At 64.4% G+C, this 19,651-nt stretch carries 13 protein-coding genes; 6 read left to right on the top strand and 7 right to left on the bottom strand.

Translation table 11 applies throughout. The annotated features are described in order from the left end of the window. Positions 1–69: 69 nt before the first annotated feature. Positions 70–2,478, top strand: coding sequence for an SH3 domain-containing protein (locus JJQ90_RS27530; protein ID WP_216878135.1), 2,409 nt, complete (start codon positions 70–72; stop codon positions 2,476–2,478). Positions 2,479–2,860: 382 nt separating this feature from the next. Further along, positions 2,861–6,211, top strand: coding sequence for a hypothetical protein (locus JJQ90_RS20590; RefSeq protein WP_216878134.1), 3,351 nt, complete (start codon positions 2,861–2,863; stop codon positions 6,209–6,211). Positions 6,212–6,612: 401 nt separating this feature from the next. Here the strand turns inward: JJQ90_RS20590 and JJQ90_RS20585 are convergent, their stop codons facing one another. Then, on the bottom strand, positions 6,613–7,215 hold the full coding sequence (locus JJQ90_RS20585) for a TIR domain-containing protein (protein WP_216878133.1): 603 nt from the start codon (positions 7,213–7,215) through the stop codon (positions 6,613–6,615). Between the two features lie 10 nt (positions 7,216–7,225). Continuing rightward, entirely contained in the window at positions 7,226–7,822 is a 597-nt protein-coding gene (locus tag JJQ90_RS20580) for a TIR domain-containing protein (RefSeq protein WP_216878132.1), read from the bottom strand. 66 nt (positions 7,823–7,888) lie between these two features. On the opposite strand from JJQ90_RS20580, the gene JJQ90_RS20575 reads away from it, so the two are divergent. Further along, positions 7,889–9,340, top strand: coding sequence for an SIR2 family protein (locus tag JJQ90_RS20575; RefSeq protein WP_216878131.1), 1,452 nt, complete (start codon positions 7,889–7,891; stop codon positions 9,338–9,340). Positions 9,341–9,657: 317 nt separating this feature from the next. Here the strand turns inward: JJQ90_RS20575 and JJQ90_RS20570 are convergent, their stop codons facing one another. Next, positions 9,658–11,385: a methyltransferase domain-containing protein gene (locus JJQ90_RS20570; protein ID WP_216878130.1), complete on the bottom strand. Its 1,728-nt coding sequence runs from the start codon at positions 11,383–11,385 to the stop codon at positions 9,658–9,660. A 519-nt stretch (positions 11,386–11,904) separates the two neighbouring features. Here JJQ90_RS20570 and JJQ90_RS20565 point away from each other — a divergent pair. Then, the gene (locus JJQ90_RS20565) at positions 11,905–13,119 is read left to right on the top strand and encodes a hypothetical protein (RefSeq protein ID WP_216878129.1); all 1,215 of its coding nucleotides are present in this window, start codon (positions 11,905–11,907) and stop codon (positions 13,117–13,119) included. Next, a complete protein-coding gene (locus JJQ90_RS20560) occupies positions 13,116–15,275 on the top strand; it encodes a hypothetical protein (RefSeq protein WP_216878128.1) in 2,160 nt (719 codons plus the stop codon). Before JJQ90_RS20565 ends, JJQ90_RS20560 begins: the two co-directional genes overlap by 4 nt. 58 nt (positions 15,276–15,333) lie before the next feature. Here JJQ90_RS20560 and JJQ90_RS20555 read toward each other — a convergent pair whose 3' ends face one another. From JJQ90_RS20555 to JJQ90_RS20545, 3 genes are all read right to left on the bottom strand, one after another. Further along, complete coding sequence (locus JJQ90_RS20555; protein WP_216878127.1) at positions 15,334–15,567, bottom strand: hypothetical protein; 234 nt, start codon at positions 15,565–15,567, stop codon at positions 15,334–15,336. Positions 15,568–15,681: 114 nt separating this feature from the next. Next, positions 15,682–16,329: a LysE family translocator gene (locus JJQ90_RS20550; protein ID WP_230410837.1), complete on the bottom strand. Its 648-nt coding sequence runs from the start codon at positions 16,327–16,329 to the stop codon at positions 15,682–15,684. A gap of 77 nt (positions 16,330–16,406) precedes the next feature. Continuing rightward, the gene (locus tag JJQ90_RS20545; protein ID WP_216878126.1) at positions 16,407–17,030 is read right to left on the bottom strand and encodes an FMN-binding negative transcriptional regulator; all 624 of its coding nucleotides are present in this window, start codon (positions 17,028–17,030) and stop codon (positions 16,407–16,409) included. 94 nt (positions 17,031–17,124) lie between these two features. Here JJQ90_RS20545 and pdxR point away from each other — a divergent pair, with 94 nt between their 5' ends. Continuing rightward, on the top strand, positions 17,125–18,600 hold the full coding sequence (gene pdxR, locus JJQ90_RS20540; protein ID WP_216878125.1) for a MocR-like pyridoxine biosynthesis transcription factor PdxR: 1,476 nt from the start codon (positions 17,125–17,127) through the stop codon (positions 18,598–18,600). Between the two features lie 42 nt (positions 18,601–18,642). Here the strand turns inward: pdxR and JJQ90_RS20535 are convergent, their stop codons facing one another. Further along, a complete protein-coding gene (locus JJQ90_RS20535; RefSeq protein ID WP_216878124.1) occupies positions 18,643–19,476 on the bottom strand; it encodes an alpha/beta fold hydrolase in 834 nt (277 codons plus the stop codon). Between the last annotated feature and the right edge of the window lie 175 nt (positions 19,477–19,651).

The raw sequence follows: 19,651 nt of genomic DNA, 5'->3' as shown, positions 1-19,651 counted from the left end.
CGGCTCCTGGATGCTCGGGGCAACTCCGTCACGCTTGGGAAGGAGCTCGGTCGTGGTGGCGAGGGGGCGGTGTTCGACGTAGCCGGAAAACCCGACGCGGTCGCCAAGGTCTACCTCAAGGCTCCCAGCGCCCAGCGTGCCGCGAAGCTGTCAGCCATGGCTGGGATGGCGTCTGCTCCGCTTCTACGCATCGCAGCTTGGCCGACCGGAACGCTCCACGAGCCGTCGGGCTCGGTTGCAGGTTTTATGATGCCGAAGGTCGGCGGGCACGAGCCGGTCTTTAAGTTGTACGGCCCCAAACTGCGAATGCAGGAATTCCCGACTGCCGACTGGCGCTTCCTGATCCACGCTGCGGCCAATGCCGCACGCTCGTTCTCGACCGTGCACGCTGCGGGACTGGTCATCGGCGATGTCAACCACGGCAATCTTGTGGTTGGTCAAGACGCCACGGTCCGCATGATTGACTGCGACAGCTTCCAGGTGACGCAGGCCGGGAAGACCTGGTTCTGTGAGGTCGGGGTGGGGACGCATCAACCTCCGGAAATGCAGGCCCTCGACAGCTACGCCGGTGTGTTGAGGACGCCAAACCACGACAGCTTTGGCTTGGCAGTTATCGTCTTCCAGCTGCTCTGCATTGCGCGCCATCCTTTTGCGGGACGATACAAGGGTCCTGGCGAACCGCCCTCAATCGAGGATGCGATCAAGGCGTCCCGCTATGCCTACTCGCGCGACCGTTCACGCACAGCCATGGAGCCTCCTCCAGGGAGCCTCCCAGTTGACGCGCTGACGCCCTCCATCCAGGACCTGTTCGAGAGAGCCTTCGCTCCCGGGGCAGCACGTGCTGGACGACCGAATGCTGACCAGTGGGTCACGGCTTTAGGTGAACTCGCATCTGATCTGAAGTCGTGCGGCGCGAACGGCGCCCACTTCTACCGCAAGGGGCTCAGCGCCTGTCCGTGGTGCGCGATTGAGAATGCGAGTGGGATCACGCTGTTTCCCGTGGTGTTCAAACCCGGTGCGGTTGGCGCGACCGGTATGGCAGCGCTTTGGCAGGAGGTCTCCAAGCTCCCTGACCCGCCTCTGCTGGGTCAGTGTCCACCTCCACCCGGCCCGGCAGTTCAGGCGTCTCCAGCTGCGCAAGCATTGGCCGGGAGCGGACGCAGCCTGAAGACGGCTGCTTGGGGTTCGGTAGCTGCGAGCTTGGCGGTAACACTCGCTTTCGCTTCTCCTGACTTCCGCGCCGCGATGGTGCCTGCCATCGGCGTGATCGCCTTCATCATCCACCGCATCGGTCAGAACGCGCAGCAGAACCCGTTTCAGCAAAGGCTGGGCGAACTGAAGCGGGAATGGGATGAGCTTCGGCGCGCTTGGAACATGCCGTTGCCTGGGCCTAGCGCTTCGGACATCAGGGCGAACCTCACTCGTCTCAAGGCTCAGTATGATGGGCTCAACGGCGAACGCGCCAAGCGCATGCAGAAGCTGAACGAGCAGCGTCGGGAAAAGCAGCTCGAAGACCATCTGGACCACTTCTCACTGACCAACGCCAAGGTCCCCGGCATCGGCCCGGCACGTGTTGCCACCCTGGCCAGCCATGGCATCGACACGGCCAGCGACATCATCAGCCATCGCCTGTTGGCAGTGCCAGGCTTCGGCCCGGCCACAGTGGCCAAACTGCTGGCCTGGCGCCGGTCGCACGAAGCCTCATTTCGCTTCGATCCGAGCAAAGGCGTTTCCTCGTCCGAGATAGCATTGGTCGAGAGAGACATTGCGGCACAGCGCACAAAGCTGGAACGCGAAGTTGCGGCAGGGCTTGCCCGGATGCGAGCGGCGGCAGCCGCTCATACGAGCCGTCGCCAAGCCTTGGAAGGTCGAGTGGCGGAACTCCGCCCTCAATATGCGCAGGCCGCAGCCGACGCCGCTGTCGTGCCGGAGAACAGGACGACCCATAAGCGCTTGCTCGCGCTGGCAGGCGCGGCGGCCGCCGTCGCCCTTGTCACCGGTATCGGACATCGCTCTCCCATCATCGAACATCGCCCTTCGAGTGCAGCCACAGACTTGCCAGTCACCCCTGTGGTGACGCTACCAGTTCCTCTGCCCGCGCCGCCAGCGCCAAGCCGATCGGCTGAAGCACCTCGCCCCGCTTCGGCGGATCGGACAACGCCGGAGGTTAAGGCGCCAAAGTCCGAGCAAGCCTCAGCGCCCGAGGCACTTGCGCCAACTCGAACTGTGACCAGTCTGCCTCTACCTCCGATATCCAGACCGGCGTCGGCAGCATCAACCGCGGGCGTCGGCGAACGCGTCATCATGAGGCAGGCGGCCAATGTCAGGGCGGGAGCCAGCGGCAGTTCGGCGGTTGTTCGAACTGCGCCCAGTGGTGCCGTGCTCAGGGTCTTTGAGAGGAATGCTGGATGGGTCCTGATCGGGGAAGAGGATCCGTGGGGATGGGTATTTTCCGGGCTTATGGAACCCGCACCTTAGCATCGATCAACACTTGGCTCTTACGAGGGCGAAGGTCATCCCGGGCAGCGATCCGCCCGCATCCAATGCAGGCAAAGCGCGCTCCGCTGAAGCCCGGCTGGTTGTCGGCTACGCGCTGCAGAAGGTCCTGCACCTCAGCCGCAAGCACTGTCACCCCTCGAGGCGAGGAGTATCCACTGTGGCCGAGGACATCATCGAAGGTCGACGATCCTAGGATCCGGTGCGTTGTGCCAAGGGGCGTGCAGGGTGATATCCGTCCGGAATGAGAACGACGCTCTCCCACCTTCACTCGGCGGCCCAGCGGCTAAGGTTGGCTCTGGGTCCCATACGGCTCCGGGGTCTAATGGCCGCACGCGCTATCCGGCTACTGCTGGCGGCGGCCATGCTCGCGCTCGTCTGGCCAAGCGCACGCGTAACGGCGCGCGTCAGGGTGCGACAGCACCACGCCTCGAACGATGAAGCGATGGCACACCGTCGCCACCCGGTGCGGTTCGTCCTTTCCGTGCTGCAGGCCAACTGGAAGGTCGCCGCGGCGACCTTTGCGGTTTGTACCACCGCTGCGTACGGAGGAGCTGCCTTCGTGGGGGACGCTACGCTCATCAGCATGCTCGGCGGGAGTGTGTCCCAGGGGGCGAACCAAGGTGACGCATCCTCGGCGTTGGCGGTCCTGCGTGACGTCAACGTGGCCCTCCTCTCCGCCCAGGCAACGCTGCTCGGCCTCGTCTACCCCATCGTCATAGCCTTGGTCAGCGTCCTGCTCGGCGCTCGGTCAACCGGCGGTGCGAGAATGCTCATCTTCGTCCGGCAGACCGGTGCCATCCAGGTCGGCGCCAGTGCCTTGTCATTGTGCGGGACGGCAACGGTTGCCCTGGCCTTCGCCACGTCGCTACCAATTTCTATCATCGTCGGATTTACGGCGGTGAACCTCGTGTGGTTCCTTGGGAACCTCCTCGGCATCGGCCTCTTCCTGAAAAGCACACTTGCTTTCCTCACGCCTGCCGGACGACAGGCACTCAGGCACGCGTACGCCTGCAACGTGGCTTGGCCGAGGGAGTTCGAACAGTTGCTCGTGCCCACGATCGTGACCCAGGTAGGGCGGGAGGTGAACACGGCGGCCATCTCACCCGCGTCACCCCTCGTCGAGGTTGCAGCAGGTCGCGCGGCAGGGCACGGCAAAGGGGGCGCTGTGGTGCGTCACCTCCCAGGCACGCCCCACATTGTGAGGGACGTGCGCGTTGCGCTGCTCGACTTGGTGGCAGGCTCCTGGGCGGATCGTCAACGTCGCGATCTGGCCGCCGGAGCCAACCTGCTCCATTCGCCAGAGCGGCGCAGCGTCAGTTTCCCGCTTCTCCCGGGCGACGCCGTTCAAGGACCGGTTACCCTCGCCACATGGACCGCGGACGCGGAGCTGACTCGGGTGGAGCGCCTTCTCGTTCGCCTCTCGTTCAGCATCGAGCGAGATTCGGGGGACTGGGCGACACCGCCGTCATCCAGAGACCTGCTCTCTGACGCTGCGAATGAGATGATGGCTGCCACGCTCGCGGGTGACTCCATGGAGCTTCGCGTCCGGCTGGCCGAAGCTGCCGACCTGCATGGCCTGTTGCTGCGGCTGGCTGCCATGCAGGGGAACTCTGGCAGCTACGCGGACCAACCAGGTCGGCGCTCATTCGCGACGCTGGGCCAGGAATGGGGCGAGTGCTACCGGGACGCGCTCGAGCGCGTAGCTGAGGTCTCGCTCTCTCGACCCGAGTTGCTCCAAGTGGCCGCCTATCTGCCAACCAGGATTGCCGCCGCCGCAGGCCGCGTGCCGCTCTCGTCCCTTTCCGCGAGCGACGCTCTGCTCCCATTGCTCGCCAACTTTGTCTCCATGCGCCTCAGGCGGGCGCCAGGCGGCGGACCGGCCGTACTGGCCAGCCCCCAGGTCCTACCGGCACCTGACGTCCAGTCGGCAGCTTGGCGCACCATGATCGGTGCGTGGAACTACCTTCTGCTCGAACGAATGCGCACGGCCCCTGTGGTGGACGGGGAGGATGAGTGGCAGCGGCTTGTTGGCGGCTGGTCGTCGATAAATGCCCACCTGCAAGGGACGGCCAGGATGGCGGCCAGGGCGGCGAGCCTCGGCGACATCGAAGGGGTGCGCTGGGCTATCGATGCGCTGCTGCGATGGCCAGATGAACTGTCAAAGGCGACCGGGTACAATCCGCCCCTGCCGCCGATGTACCGGCGCGTGAGCACGAGCCTCATCGAGGAAAGGGATTGGAAGAAGGTCCGGGACACGCTCGCGCCGGACGGCTTCAGCCTTGGTATCACGCCAGGAGCCGCTTTCGGTGCGGCGGCGGAGGAGGCCTGGGCCCTTGTGTTGATCGCGTTGGCCGAGGTGCTGCTGTCTTGGGCGTCGCAGAAGGGTCGGGAAGATCCATCAATTATTGGCGCGCGCATGCTCTTCCGGCACGAACTGCACGACACGGCTGCTCACTCGCGGCTGTCCAAACGGCCTTTCGGGAGCGGGCTCGGTGGCACCCTGCGCGCGACGCTGGATGCGTCGCGCGATGGCCTGGAGGGGGTAGCGTCGGCGCTCGCCCGCCAAGCGCCGCAAGACATGGTTTCCATGCGCATCTACATGTCTTCGGGTCCGGCGAGCGACTTGAGCGCCGCAGAAGCCCTGCTCTTGGTCGCGGCGGCATCTCGGGCAGTCGGGCAGCCGGGTGAGGCGGCCGCCACTGCGGTGCCCTCGACGGCTGGGGAAGCGCAAACCGCTCGCCACACCATTCAGGACCTCGACCGACTCGCCCGCAACCTGCACGCGCTCAACGCCGCCGAATGGTCCCCGATTGCCGCCGCCTTGACGTCTGATGACCCGGCCGGGTCGGCGACCCCAGTTGACTTCGACGAGTGGCGTGGACGGGCCGTCGCGCGCCTGCAAGAGCTCAGGCAGCAAGTTGCCTCCAACCTGGAGACGGCTCTGACCTCGCTGCCGCTTGATCAGGTGCGGCTGCAGACCACTGCCGACGATGCGGCGCGCGCGGCCTTTGCGTCGGGTATGGCCCGATGCCCCGTGAACCTCTTTGACCGGGTCGAGACTGCATCTTTCACCCCGGCGCACAGTGCAGAAATCAGCTTCCAAGGCTACTCCCGCGGGGAGTTCACGTCGCCGCGGCTCGTTGAGGCAAAGAGTGACTGGGGCTTGTTGCCCGGCGCGCTTGCCGACCGGGCAGCCTGGGGGGTCGGCAGTGCGCTGCTGGATCAATCGACGCCTGTCGTGCAGGTGGCAAATGCCGAGACTTGGTGCGATGCAGTGACTTCTGCCGTCGATGGGATCGGCGAGCCGCCCCACGAAGTCCTCATCCTGGTATCGCAGAGCAACAGTCTGATTTGGCTCAACGGGTGGAAGCACGGCTACGGCGCGCCTGTTCCCGCTGGGCTCTCGGTCGCGGTTCGGCAGGACGAAGCGCGACAGGGCTACTTTCTCGACCTGAACGGAATTCCCCTTTTTCACGCCCTTCTGCCGTCGGATTGGACTATCGTTGTCTCCAGGCGCGCACTCGCAGCTGTCCAGTTCACCGTTAGCGGTTCCCATCTGGCAACTGCCGAATTTGTCGCAGAGCCCAGTGCCGAGGATGGGACCCTGATAATGCGCTTCGGGTTTCGTGTGGCGCTATCTGGACCAGCCCCCGTATCGATCAAGTATACCCTAAGGGACGACGGCGGCCTGCCGGACCAGAACGAGCTTTGAGCAGCGCTATGCGGTAGGGTGGTGCTGCGTCCTCTCTGCCCGCGAGCAACGCAGACCCCCTGCGTGTGCAGGGACGATGCGGGGCGTGGTGCGCGCTGATGCGGCACCCGCGTGGTGCCGGTGCGCGTGGTGGAGGTGCCGACTCCCACGCAAGTTCAATGCCCAGGATGGCTATCGCGCGGCTCGTTATTCGGCCGAGCAAGGTAACGGGTGCAGCGAACACATTTCGTACCGCTTGAGCGAAGCTGCTCCAGCCAGACCAGGGAGGCTTGCCCGAGCCTCCTCAACAAACTTCTCTTGAAGCACCTGTCATTCTTTGGGCAAGTGGACCAGCTCCTACCACTCGAGCAACCGGAGACTGAAGCCTGACATCCGCCCGTCGCAAGGACAGGGCGAAGCATCTAGCCGCGGCTGGCGAACATGGGGACCAAGGTATAGCTCTCCCGTGCGCTGCGCGGTGAGGAGACCACGGCCAGGGCGCGCGGCAGTTGGCGTGAACTGCCGTCGCTCTTCGTCAGCCGCAGGTCGTGGCGCTCGACCTGTCCGTAGAGCGCCAGATATTCCTGCCCCTTGAACTCCTTGCCCTCGGTCTCAACCAGCGGAAGGACTGCCACCTTGTCGGACCCTCGCTTCCCATCGAAGAAGCCCAGTTCCCAGGGCATCCACTTCGACGAGGGCGATGTTTCCGAAGTTGTGAAGATCATCGAATTCGAGTTTTCCATGGCGGCCCGGATGATCGCGGCCGTCTCGGCGGTCACCCGGCTCCTGTCCAGTTCCGGGTACTCCACCCAGTCCACGAAGACCCGCAGTCCCCCGTCCTCCTCGAGAATTCGCTTCACGCCGAGCACCAAGGTCGCGTCGCTGAAGCTGTGCGATAGGAAAATGTCGTAGCGGGCGGCGCTCTTGCGGAGGGTTCCGGCCTCCTCCTTGAGCACGCGGGCTGAGGTCGTCTGGGGCGGCGTCATGCCGCGCCTGCGAGCCTCGCCGAGGGTGATAAATGCCATCTGCCGATCCTCAGTAGCCCGCCTGCTTCGCGGCCGCCTCGACCCAGGACCCAAGATTTGCGTAACCGTCGCCCAGGACCCAGTCGTGGCGTTTGAACATTGAGGAGAGGTTCACGCCCTGCTTGTCCTGCACTGACCAGTGGAAATCGCTGACAGCGATGCTCGGCACGTCGTCGTTTCGGCGCCACTGCCGGTCCGGCCCGACTTCCATGAACGTCACCCGGCCGTCCCCAGCCCAGAAACCGAGTTCACCCAACACCGATGAACCGGCCGCCGCTGTATTCCCTGTCTTGGCGCACTTGATGCCGTGGATGGCGATTTCCATGATGCCGCGGCCATCCCGAAGCGCCTGTAGCACTTCAAACCTCACCCAGCGGCGGCTCGCCGTTTCGGCCCCGGCGAGCGCGCACAGGACGCTCGACCCCTCCAAGCCCTTCCGAAGGAATGTCCGGAGCGCATCGTCGCTGGTCTTCTTCGTCGCCTCAACGACAGATGCGTTGAAGAAGCCCGCATCTTCCCGATCGCGGCCGACCCATGCGTTCTTGACCACGTTGGCGCGGAAGACGTCCGGCTGGTAGTGGAAGCTGAAGAAGACGCGGCGCGCCATGCAGGTTCCTCTCGAATCGGCATTTAGAATATCATGCCGCCTATACAACGGGACAAGCATTGCGCCATGGCGGTATCGCCCGAGACCTTCGTCGCTGAATGGGGTGACGCCTTGGCCAAGGGCCAGGCATCGCTGTTCGTCGGTTCCGGCGTCAGCCTGGAGGCGGGCTACGGGTCCTGGTCAGACCTTTTGGAAACCTGCGCCAAGGAACTCCGTATCAAGCTCCACCGCCTCGATGACCTGGCGATGGTGGCGCAGCATTACCTGAACCAAGGCGGAAATCGCGGCGCAGAGCTTCGACAGACCATCAGGGATTCGCTGAGCCCTGTCCCAGATGACCGGCTTCCCCGCTCCCTGAAAATTCTGGCGCGGTCGCAGTTGCGGACAATCTGGACCACCAACTACGACCAAATCATCGAGCAGGCCTGGAAGCAGCAGGGTCTACATCTCGACGTGAAGCGTAATCAGGAGGACTTCAAAGTTGCACCTCCTCCGTGGGCGGATGGCACGCTCTACAAGATGCACGGCTGCGTCGGCGACCTCGATAGCATCGTCATCGCCAAGGACCACTACGACCAGTACGCAGCTTCACGCGAGGGCTTCTTCACGGCTCTTGCCGCCGACCTGATCGGGAAGCGGATGCTCTTCCTCGGCTTCGGGCATCGAGATCCGAATCTGGCGATTATGTTCAGCACACTGCGCCGAATGTTCGGCAACGGCGCCGCGCGGCACTTCAGCCTCGCACGGCGCCCCAAGGCCGAACTTTCGGAAGACCAGGACGAAGTTGACCGGCGCTTCGACCTGTGGGTCCAGGACTGGGAGGTCAGGTACGGCGTCAAGTTCGTCGAGGTTAACAACTGGGACGAGGTGCCCGCCCTGCTGGGGCGCGTTGAACTCCGAACGGTGAGGGAGTCGGTGCTGATCTCGGGCAGCCTTCCTGAGATCGCTTCAGAGGCCGAGCGTGAACTTCCCAGCGCCGTCGCTGAGGCGGTCGCTGGCCTGCTTCCTGGTGAGGGCTTCCGGCTGGTGTCGGGCTTCGGCCTCACCATCGGATCTGCCGCCATCTCTGGCCTGCTGGGGGCGCTGAACAGAACCGGGCAGCCGTCGCTGCGCCTGGACAGGCACATGCTGCTCCGACCATTCCCTCAACCGGCGCCCGGCGAAGTGCCGGACCCGGCACTCTGGAGGGCTTGGCGGCAGGAAATGGTCAGCCGGGCAGGCGCAACCGTGATCATCGCCGGTGCGAAGCGCGAAGCCGACGGGACACTGTCGGTCGCCGATGGCGTCATGGAAGAGTTCAGGATGACTCTGGACAGCGGCCGCGTGCCGATCCCGATAGGCGCCACCGGGCATGCCGCAGCCCGAGCGTGGACCGCCACGCAGACCGAGCTGGCGCGCTGGCCCTGGTACCCAAGAGACGCCTTCAAGGCACTCAACAATCCGTCCCTGCCGCCGCAAGCGCTGGCCAGAGCAGTCCAGGCCGTCCTGCGAGAGTTCAAGAAGGTTCGCGCGTTGTGATCGGGGCCAAATTGGCCTGGACTGCTGCCGGTTCGCGGGGCACCTAGTTTAGCCTGAACCGGGCAAGCGCTCGAACGCCATGGGGCTGAGATAGCCAATGGCCGAGTGTCGCCGCCTTGGGTTGTAGAGCCGCTCATTATACTGACGCCTCTGGTCGGGCGAAGTCGAGGGTACCAGCATCCCGAACCAGGCCGCTGGTCATCCAAGGAACCAGCGTGAACCCCATCACCAAAGGGGTCCCGTTTGGACGCCGATCACCCCTCACCGGGGTCCTTCTTCCATGCTGACCACATTCCAGGCGGGAGACTAGCGCATGTTCAGGACATCCCCGCCCACTCCGGGACCTGCTGGTCGCGCCTGAGCCGCAGCCTCTGCACGCGGACGGCAGCGAACACGTCCTCCGGCCGTTCCAGCGAAGCTGCTCCAGCGAGGCTAGGAAGGCTTGCCCGCGCCTCCTCCACGAACCTCTCGGCAAGCAGCTGCCGTTCCTGCGGCAGGTAGGCCGCCTCCCACCATTCGAGCATCCGGCCCCGCGATGCCAAGAGCAGCGCCTCCGCTGGGAGCCGATCGCGCTTCAGGTGTTGATTGACCCGGCGGTCCGCTGGAAGCAGGTTCCACAGGTCAGAGCAGGGCCAGGCAGACCAGGGCATGCAATGGTCGATGTCCAGCCGCTCGGCATTCAGCAATTTGCCGCTCCACGAGCAAAGGACCGGGCGGCCCGAGGTCAGCAGCCTGGTCGCGATCTGGCGTGGCAATGCCACATCGCGGGTAGGGTCCGACCACGTCATCGCTGACGCGATGGCACCTTCGTCAAGGCGGCGTCCCTGGCTGGCTGCGTAGCCCTGCATAAGGCGCACCCATTCCGCGTTCACGGCGGGCTCGATCCACGCAGAGAACCTGCCGAGCGCCGACCACATCGTCCGGGGCACCTCCATGGTGCCGAAGTCCCACAGGTAGCTCGCGTCGAGTGCGACCTCGGTGCCGCGAAGCCTGGGGGATGCGCGCGTCACGGGGAGGATTGCGCCACCGTTGGGGTACGTCATGTAGTTTGCGGGCATGCGCGTGATGGTCGTCGCTGCGTCGCGTAGCGCCGCGTGCACCGCCTGCGCGGCGTCACCCGAGAAGCGGGCGCCGAGGCGCAGGTCGAGGCGCGGGATGACGCCCCCGAGCAGCGCGCGGAACCCGTCGCCTGCGAAGCCCAGTCCGTCGGCGCCTCGGTTCGCGGGCATCTGCGGCAAGTTGGCGGCGACTAGGGGCAGGTAGAGGCGCAGCCACGTCAGCGCGACGAGGCCGAGCGGGAGTTCGACGCGATCGTCGTCTACGTGCCTCGCTAGGCCCGCCATTCCATCGGCAATTCTTGAGAGGGCTCTGAGCAGGCCGAGTTTATAGGTCGACGTCTTCTGGTCATTGAGGATGACATGCCGAAGGAGCGGTAGCGCACCGGTTCCGTCGTCCGGCAGCCTGAAAGCAACATGGGTCCAGCTGATCTCCGGACGGCCGAGAGCGTCGGATGCTGGCTCGGTCAGCACCATGGTCATGCCGTGGTCGCGCGCGAGCGCCTCGACCTCGGCCAGCGGCGCGGGGAACATCGCCCGCTCCGCTTCGGCAGGCCCGTCCCGCAGCGTCATGGCGAGGACGCCGCCGGACCTTAGCAAGCCGACCAGTTTCCGGAATGCGCGTCGCCGGTCCGCTGGTGCGACGTGCTGCCAGGCCGCGTTGACCAGGATGGTGTCGAAGGCGAGACCCAGGCGTCCAATCGCCATCAGCGCAGGCAGGCTGTCATCGATCCACTGGAGGCGTTCATGAGGGTGCTGTCGTGCGGCCTGATCGCGCATGCCTGCGGCTGGCTCGGCGGCCACGACGTTGTGGCCCAGCGAGGCCAGCCATGCTGCATCCCGGCCCGTACCTGCACCCACGTCGAGAACCAGACCGGGCGGGTCCGGGAGGAGGGGGAGCAGCCAGTTCAGCGCCAGGGACGGGTCAACGCGTGCGTAGTCTGCCGCGAGGCGAGCCGCGTTCGCGTCGTACCAGGCGACGGGGAACACGTGGGATGTCACGGGGACAGTCTAGGACGGAGCCGGGCACGGCGTAATGGTCAGAGTCAGCTGATGCCGGGGTGGCGGCGCGGTCGATCCCGTTGCGTGTGACTGCCGCGGCCTGCCAATCAGCGCCTGATCCATAAAAGGCCGCGCTTCGTCGGGTCTGGGCGGAAAGCGGCTGTAGAAGCCCGGGTATGTCGATGTCCGCGCCACCCTCACAAGCGGACATAGCAGCATTCCGTCTGAGACTGCACTTCTGGCGTGGTCTGGCCGAATCCAGTCCGTCCGGTATGGTGCAACGCCGAAGTAAAGTGGACGGTCACACCTCATCGTTTTTGCTACGCTGTGGCGCCGGGCGATAACGCGGTTCTTGGCGGGAGAGCGTGCTGGCGGGTGGTCCGGCAAGCTGCCATGATTGACGAGGCACCAAATCGGCCTTCGAGCCAAAGGCACAGGGCTTTCATCTCATTCTAGCCTCACACGAGATGGGCTTGGGGCACATCGGAGAGCCGAAGATCTTGAGCCATGCGCATCACGGGGAGTCTAATGCTTAGTATTAACAAAGACTTCTCGCTTGATGAATTCGAGGCGGGGCTTTCCCGGATCGCTTTAGGTGAACCGGAGTTGCGTATTCCTAATAAAGTTAAGGCGAGCGCGGTCGGCAGTCTTGCTGCACTCATCCAGCTTATCATCACCTGGGCTGTACGTGGCGAGGAGGACTCGCGTCTACGCATTCACGCACAGCGCGTCGATGACGTTGCTTTCCACAATTTTGCGAATACGCCGTTCGGAGTCGTCGCCCTAAACATGGCAGGCAAGGTCGCGCTCTCCGGTGGTGAAGCCGTCGGGCGCCGCGAGGCGTTACTGCAGACGAGAGACTACGTCCTGGCCATGCACGGAGGGGCGCTCGACAAATTGCGCGACATCGACAAATCGGCCATCCCGATCGTCTGCGTTGACAACGCTCAAGAATACCGGCGACCGATCCGCCTGTACGTTCCCGGCACGGTCGACGTCCGCAGTGCCAGAGACTTTGAGGCCTTGATCGGAAGTTGCCTCAGGACGCTCCGGCCGGGGATGCCGACGGTCGAGCGGTCAGGTACGTTGGGGGCAATCGCGGCGCTGGTGCAGGAAGCCTTCAAAAACACCGACGACCACGCTCGAACCGATTTCCGGGAAGTGCGGCTGCGGAGGTCAACCCGCGGCATTCTGGTTGGGTATCGTTACTTGGCGGTTGACCAGCTCCAGGGGATGGCGGGCGCGCACGGGCCCCTTCGCGCTCATTTTGGGGGCTGGGCGCCTCGCGGCGGGGCGCGGCATGCTCAGTTCGTCGAGGTGTCGGTTTTCGACAGCGGTCCCGGATTAGCTCAGAACTGGCTTGCAAAGACAGTAGGTCTCGACAAGGGCATTATCGCCGACAGCGTTCCCCTAGAGGTCGAGTACCAAGCGGTTGGCGCGTGCCTACGCAAGGGTGGCACAACGAAGTCCGACCTCACGAGTGGGATCGGGTTGTTCCGGATTATGGACGTAGCGAAACGCACGGGAGGCTTCGTCCGCATCCGCAGCGGGAGGCTGTCGCTCATAAAGGCGTTCGACGGCTCCGGCTTGGGCCAACCGACCGAAGAGGATCTAGCCATGGAGGATATGGTTAGGGGCGGCAGGCCCAGCGTACCCCAGGCATGGGCAGAGGGAACCGTCATCACAGCGATGTTGCCGCTGAACCGGGAGCTGGCGCGATGAGCAGCGTCTACGCGTTCCGTTGCCGGACGCCCGAGCATCCGCAAGCCATTTCCACCCTCGTCGTCTTCTGCGGGCCGACGGCTTTCTCGATCAACGATCTTGCTGCCGCGATTAAGTCAGAAACGAGCCGCGCGCTGTCCCCAGATGCCGCATACCTCATCTATCCCAAGGATCGGGCTGCGGAGGTACGAAGCCAACTGGAGGAAGACAATTCTGCTTTCCACACGCTGTCGGTGGATACGTCTATCGGCCTTTACTCTTACGACGAAGCTGGCGTCGTGCGACGGCATGCGGTGCTGCGTGGAGCGCCACCCGAAGCCCTCCCGCTCCAGCACATTCGCCGCCAGGGCTTGACGGAGCTGTTCAACCGGCGACAGGGCCTTCTTGAAGCCGGGCCGACTGCCCATTTCGTGAAACCATCCAAGAAAACCGATTCCCGGTTTCTCCGCGCGTCTCACGCGCTTTCCGAAGGCGCCGAAATATTCTTCGTGGCGTTTTGGCTGCTGCCGTACCTAACCGACGACCTGGATTTTGTCCACCTAGACACGTCATCCATCGCCAGCGTCGTGCTTGCCGGGCTCTTGATAAAGCGGTTGACCAGGATGCCGACGGTGCGCACGTTTCAATCCTACCGGGGGATTTACACCCATCCATTTAGCCCCGACCGAGCCGATTTGGTCCTGATTTCCGCTTCGCAGTCGGGCAGTATGGCTGGGCTAATCGCTAGCCGTGTAAAGGACGCAGAGCGTGTCGTAACCTTGTTCTCCATGGGCGGCGATCCGCCGAAGCCTACACAGGTGTTGTGTGATCTCCGTATCGACGAGAAGCTGAATCCCACTGGATATCCGCCCGCCCCGCCTCCTCCCGACCCAGCCTTAACCCGGCCGATTCGGCTGATCGGCGAGCATTTCATCGCCGCGCCGGAACCTGCGCGGACCGTGGTGCCTGGGCTGAAGCACGCTCCAACGGTCATCGCCGAAAAGATTTCGCGCCTCCAGGGCCAGGGGATATTCGTCGCGTACAAGGCCGACGCCGAGCGGAGTTCGCGCCGCGCGATTTGGATCGATGTGGAACAGCTCCGTCAGACGGAGCCCTTCAAGGAGTGGGTCGAGAAAACTGTCATCCGCGAAATCCCGGCTTCTGTTCGCGCCATCGTCTACCCCGACAAGGATACTTCGGCAAAGTCCGTGGCCGATGCCCTGATCGAGGCAATCCGTCGGCATGGGGGCGACCTCAAAAATGTCACCTTGTTGGGGCTAAGCGAGATCGAGCAGGACAAAACGGCAGGATGGCCGGTGTCTGGATCCCCCATCGTTATTGTCGGGGGCGCCACGGGCCATGGCGAGAAGTTGCTGTCGATCAGCCGCGCACTCCGCCGCTACGCCCCGGCTTCCCATCGCATCTTCCTATCGGCGGCAACGATACCATCATCGAAACGGGCTTTCGGCCTCCTGCAATCGAACCTAAGACAGCCCAGCCACTGTTTCAGTTCGATGTTCGAGGTGTTTCTCGATCGCGCGACGGCGTCGGAGAGTTGGGACAAAGAACGGGATTACCTAGCCGAACTCGACCAAACCCTGCCGAACACAGTCGCGAGTAGGCTCCAGCTCCTGGACAATAGTCCATCGGGACTCAGGAATGACCTCTTCCTGCCCGGTGCGAAGGAAGGTTTAAAGCTCCGCGATAATTTCGCCTTCTGGCCAGTTGGCACGCCTTGCGGCGCCGCCAGCCAAGCCGACGTCTTTCTTACCATGGCCGCAATACTGCAAAATCTCCGGACGGGAGCCGATGTACTACCGGAGCACCGTATCGTGAACGACCCGCAGACGCACACCGTCCTGTCTGGTGAGACGTTCGCCCGATACAACGACGGTGTAATTCAGGCGGCCATTCTTCGGGCGGCACTGCCTATTGAGTTGAACTATCGTGACACCCCTGAGGAAAGCCGCTTGGTCGGCGATCTTATCCGCCAGATGGTGGACCTATCTGACCGGCAGCAAGGCGAAGCGCTGGGCGAGTTCCTGCTGGCTATCCTTCTTGATCGAATGAGCCTAGCCGACGCGGATCTCGAGACCCTAAAGGATACTCTTCGTGCATCCCTCGACCGGCTGAACGAGCAACAACGCTGGATCGCCGAGGAACTGTTGCCGGGCTAAATCATAGCCATCATGGTGTATTACGTCACCGTTTCCACATGACGGCTTTGCCCTGCACTCAGTTGGGCACGCGATCGATGTTGTTGGACGACTTGGGCTTGCCATGGAGCAAACGGGATTCCCCTATGGGCATGAACAGCATGAAGCCCATACCCACCAACCCGGTTGTTGCCGTTGGCAAACCTTGCACCAAATATTGAACAGCCTCGAATAGGTCTGACGTCCGCTTTGCAGAATTCGACCTGCAAGCTTGAATGCCCAGAATGGGCGCAGAGCCGCCGATCTTGGCCACCTACCGACTGCGTCTGCTCATCCACCAATACCGGACCTCCCGGGTAAAGGCCCGTGGGTCGCTTGTGGGTCGGGCCTGGCTCTCCTGATACAAAATTCCGGCCTTCTACCGCACTCAAGCAGCGGGGCGCCTCGCCAGAGCAAGGCCGAGGCCAAGCGCGACCATTCCTGCGCCGGACGCTTCTCGCAGGCGGCGGATCAGGGTCGGGCGTGCAGCGGCACCGTCGCGGATGCCGCTCGCTGCGAAGGCGACCACGATGTCGGCAAGAGTGTTCAGCGTGACCGATACGAAGCCGAGCACGACGAACTGCAGGGCCACATGGCCAGCGGCGGGATCCACGAACTGTGGGACGAAGGCGAGGAAGAAGGCCGCCGTCTTCGGGTTCAGCGCCTCCACCACCACGCCCTCGCGGAAGGCCCGCCGTTGGCCGATGGGCGGCACTGATCCGCCGTTCAGGGATGTCGCCACATCGCGGCGGGCGGACTGAATGGTGCGGACGCCGAGCCAGACGAGATAGGCAGCCCCGACCAGCTTCAGCGCGGTGAAAAGCTCCGCGCTGGCGAGCACGATGGCCGAGACGCCCAAGCCACCCGCGACGACATGGGCCATGCCGCCCAGCCCCGTCCCAAAGCTGGAGGCCACACCTTCGGCACGGCCGCCAGCCAGCGTGCGCGCGGCGACGTAGAAGATCCCCGGACCAGGGGTCACCGCGAGCACGATGGCCGCAGCAAGGAAGACTGCAAGTTGGGTCATGTCGGGCATGGGCGGGCACCTCTACTCGTATGCGGCTTTCTCGTCCTCCGGCGCCTCCTTGGCGCCGTCTCCACCGGTCGGCGGGATCAGCCCGGGATCAGCTGTGCCACAGCGCGCTCTGAGGGCAGTTCGCTCTCGGCCAGGCCAGCGGCAACGCCCCGCCGGTCGGCGGCGGACCGGTTCTGACTCATTTTCCGCTTGCCCTCGATCCGCGTGATTGGCAGGCGCAAGCCGACGATCCCCTTGAGCTGCGCACGGACAAACTCCGCCGGGGCGTCGGTCACGGCCCAGGGCCGTGCGCGCGGGCGCTCGTGCAGGTTGGTCAGCCGGGTCACGAGGTCCAGCAGGCGGTCCGCGTCCTCGAAGAACTCGACCGGCCCGTATGCGTGGACCGCGATGTAGTTCCAGGTCGGCACCACACGCTGGTGCTCCTGCTTGGAGGGGTACCAGGAAGGGCTGACATAGGCGTCCGGCCCCATGAACAGCGCCATCGCCTCGCCGGTCGGCGGCAGCCTCCATTGCGGGTTCGCGCGGGCCAAGTGGCCGTACAGCGTGCCGTGGGGGCCCTCCTCCGCCGCCAGGAACAGCGGCAATGGCGTGGCCATCAGGCTCTCGCCCGTGGCGGTGACAAGGTTGGCCAGACGCGCCGCCCGCATCGTGCCATGTAGAGCGGCGAGGTCATCCTCGCGGAAGGCGGACGGGACGTACATCGCGGTGGCTCCTAAATTGGCGTGTATCCTGCTTGCGGACTGGTCCATAAGGAACGTCCAGTTTCCCCTGAACGCACTGGGCCAGTCGCCTGCCATGACACCGGAAGCACCCGCCTCTGCCCGGATCACCCGTAGGATCTGCGAGGCGATCAAGGGCCAGATTGCTGCCGGTGCGCTCGGCCCCGGCACGCCCTTGCCCTCCACCCGAGCCTTGGCGGCGGAATGGGGCGTGTCGCGGACCACTGTGACCGCCGCGTATGAGCAGTTGATCGCCGAGGGATACCTGGAGGCGCGGCAGGGCGCGCGGACGCGCGTGGCGCAGGGGCTTGGCCTTGCCCCCGCGCCACAGGGACAGGCTGAGCCACCTGATGTGCCGGAGCGACTGTCGGCCTATGGCCAACGGCTGATGGAATTCGCCCTCCCGCCCATGCCTGGCGGCGGACGCATGATCGCGGATTTCCGGTACGGGGACGTGGCAGCCGCCGACTTCCCGGTGCTCGCTTGGCGGAAGGCGGTCGGGGGCGCGGTGCTGCGGCGGCAGGAGCGCCTCCGCTACGGTGATCCCCGCGGGTTGGCTGGCCTGCGGGTGGCTTTGCAGGGCTACCTGTGGCGGGCCCGCGGGCTGCGATGCGACCAGGACCAGATCATCGTGGTCAACGGCTCGCAGCAGGGCCTCGACCTCTGCGCCCGGCTGCTGCTTGACCCGGGCGACCGGGTGGTGATGGAGAACCCCGGCTACGCGCTCGCGCAGCAGGTATTCCTGGCGTCCGGTGCGGAGGTGGTCCCCGTCCAAGTAGACGGGGAAGGCCTTCAGACGGAAGGGCTGCCCGCGGCGCGGCTCGCCTACACCACCCCGTCCCACCAATTTCCGCTCGGCGGAGTTCTGTCGGCAGGGCGGCGTCGGGAGCTTCTGGCCTGGGCACGGCGCACCGGCGCTCATGTCATTGAGGACGATTACGACAGCGAGTACCGCTACGACATCGCCCCGATCCCGCCTCTGCAGGCGATGGATGATGCGGGGCGGGTCATCTATCTCGGCACGGTCTCCAAGACGCTCTCGCCCACCCTGCGCCTCGGCTACCTCGTGGTTCCGCCCGCGCTGTCCACGGCTTTCACCCAGGCAAAGCGTCTTACGGACAGGCACGCGCCGGGCCTGGAGCAGGAGGCCCTCGCCGACCTGATCGGGAGCGGTGCCTATGAGCGGCATGTTCGCCGCGTCCGGCGCCTGAACGGGGACCGACGTGCAGCGCTTCTGGCCGCGTTGGCGGACAGCCTAGGGAACGCGGCGACGGTGGTTGGCGCCGACGCCGGGCTTCACGTCGTCGTCTGGCTCAACGGCCTGCCTAGGACGTGGGAGGATGAGCTGATTGCGCGAGCTCTCGCGGCGGGCGTCGGCGTGTACCCTGTCACCCCGCTCTACGCGCCCGGCCCGGCAACCCTCCTGCCTGCCACGGCGGGGCTGCTGATGGGGTATGCCAGCCTCGATGATAGCGCCATCCGGCGAGGCGTGCGGATGCTCAGGGAAGTTCTCGACAGCTTCACCCGCCGCTTCAGATCACAGTCGTTCTGAACAACCGAACTGCCCAGCCCTCTAAATGTGAACACCCGCACCTCAAGCAACCCTCGGCAGAAAATCAAGCAATGCCGCAACAAGCGCCTCGGGAGCGTCCTCCTGCACCAGATGGGCGGCACGCGCCACAGGCAAGAAACGCGAGCCCGGCACCCGCGCCGCCAGATTCCGGCCTTGCTCGATAGGGAGCCATGCATCCTCTTCTCCCCAAACGACCAACAATGGGCATCGAATTTCTGCGTATCTGTCCTCCACTTCGGCGGTGTAGTGCTCGTCCATCTGAGCTATCTGTCGGTAGAAGGCCGATTGACCGACAGGCCCAATCCAGGGCTTCAAGTAAGGCTGGAGCTCCTCGGCGGTCAGCCTCCGATGTGCTGCGCCTGCGACATAAGCCGCCAGTATGGCCTCATGTATTTGGGGAGGTAGCCCTGCGAAGGCGGCTTCATACCGTCGGACATGCCTTACGAACGGGCTACCCCACGGTCTGAGTGCGACAGGGTCGACCAATGTGAGGGAACGGAAGTCGCAGCCGTTCAGCAGGTGGGTGCGAAGCGCGGTCGCGCCGCCGAAGTCGTGCGCCACTACGTCTGGGTGCTCCAGATCCCAATGGCGCAGTAATTCTGCAAGAAGGCGGTTTTGAACGCCAAGAGATATGTCCTGACCCTCGTTCATCGCGGAGAGACCGTATCCGATGAGGTCAAAATAAAAGACGCGGCGCCACGCGGCCAGATGGGGCGCAATGCGGTGCCACACGTATGAGGAAAATGGAGTTCCGTGAACCAGAACGAGCGGTGGTCCGTCACCCATAACGCCGAATCGAACAGACTGTCCATTGAAGTCGAAGCTCTCAGGAACCGTCCACTGCACTGATTTCATTCCTTCAGAGAGGAAAAGGATTTGGATCGGTGGGTATATTAATATTGAATTTCGCAGATCGCCGCCGACATTATGCCGACACGTGCGAGCGCCCTGGAAGGAAGGGCGCGCGTGCCGCCGACGTCCCTCAGCAGCGCGTCCGGGACGGATGCGAGCGGCCTGCCTAGACGCACAC

It is taken from the genome of Falsiroseomonas oleicola (genome assembly GCF_019029495.1).
Lineage (GTDB): Bacteria > Pseudomonadota > Alphaproteobacteria > Acetobacterales > Acetobacteraceae > Falsiroseomonas > Falsiroseomonas oleicola.
Note: the sequence above shows the minus strand (reverse complement) of the source record. Positions and strands in the feature narration are given on the sequence as shown.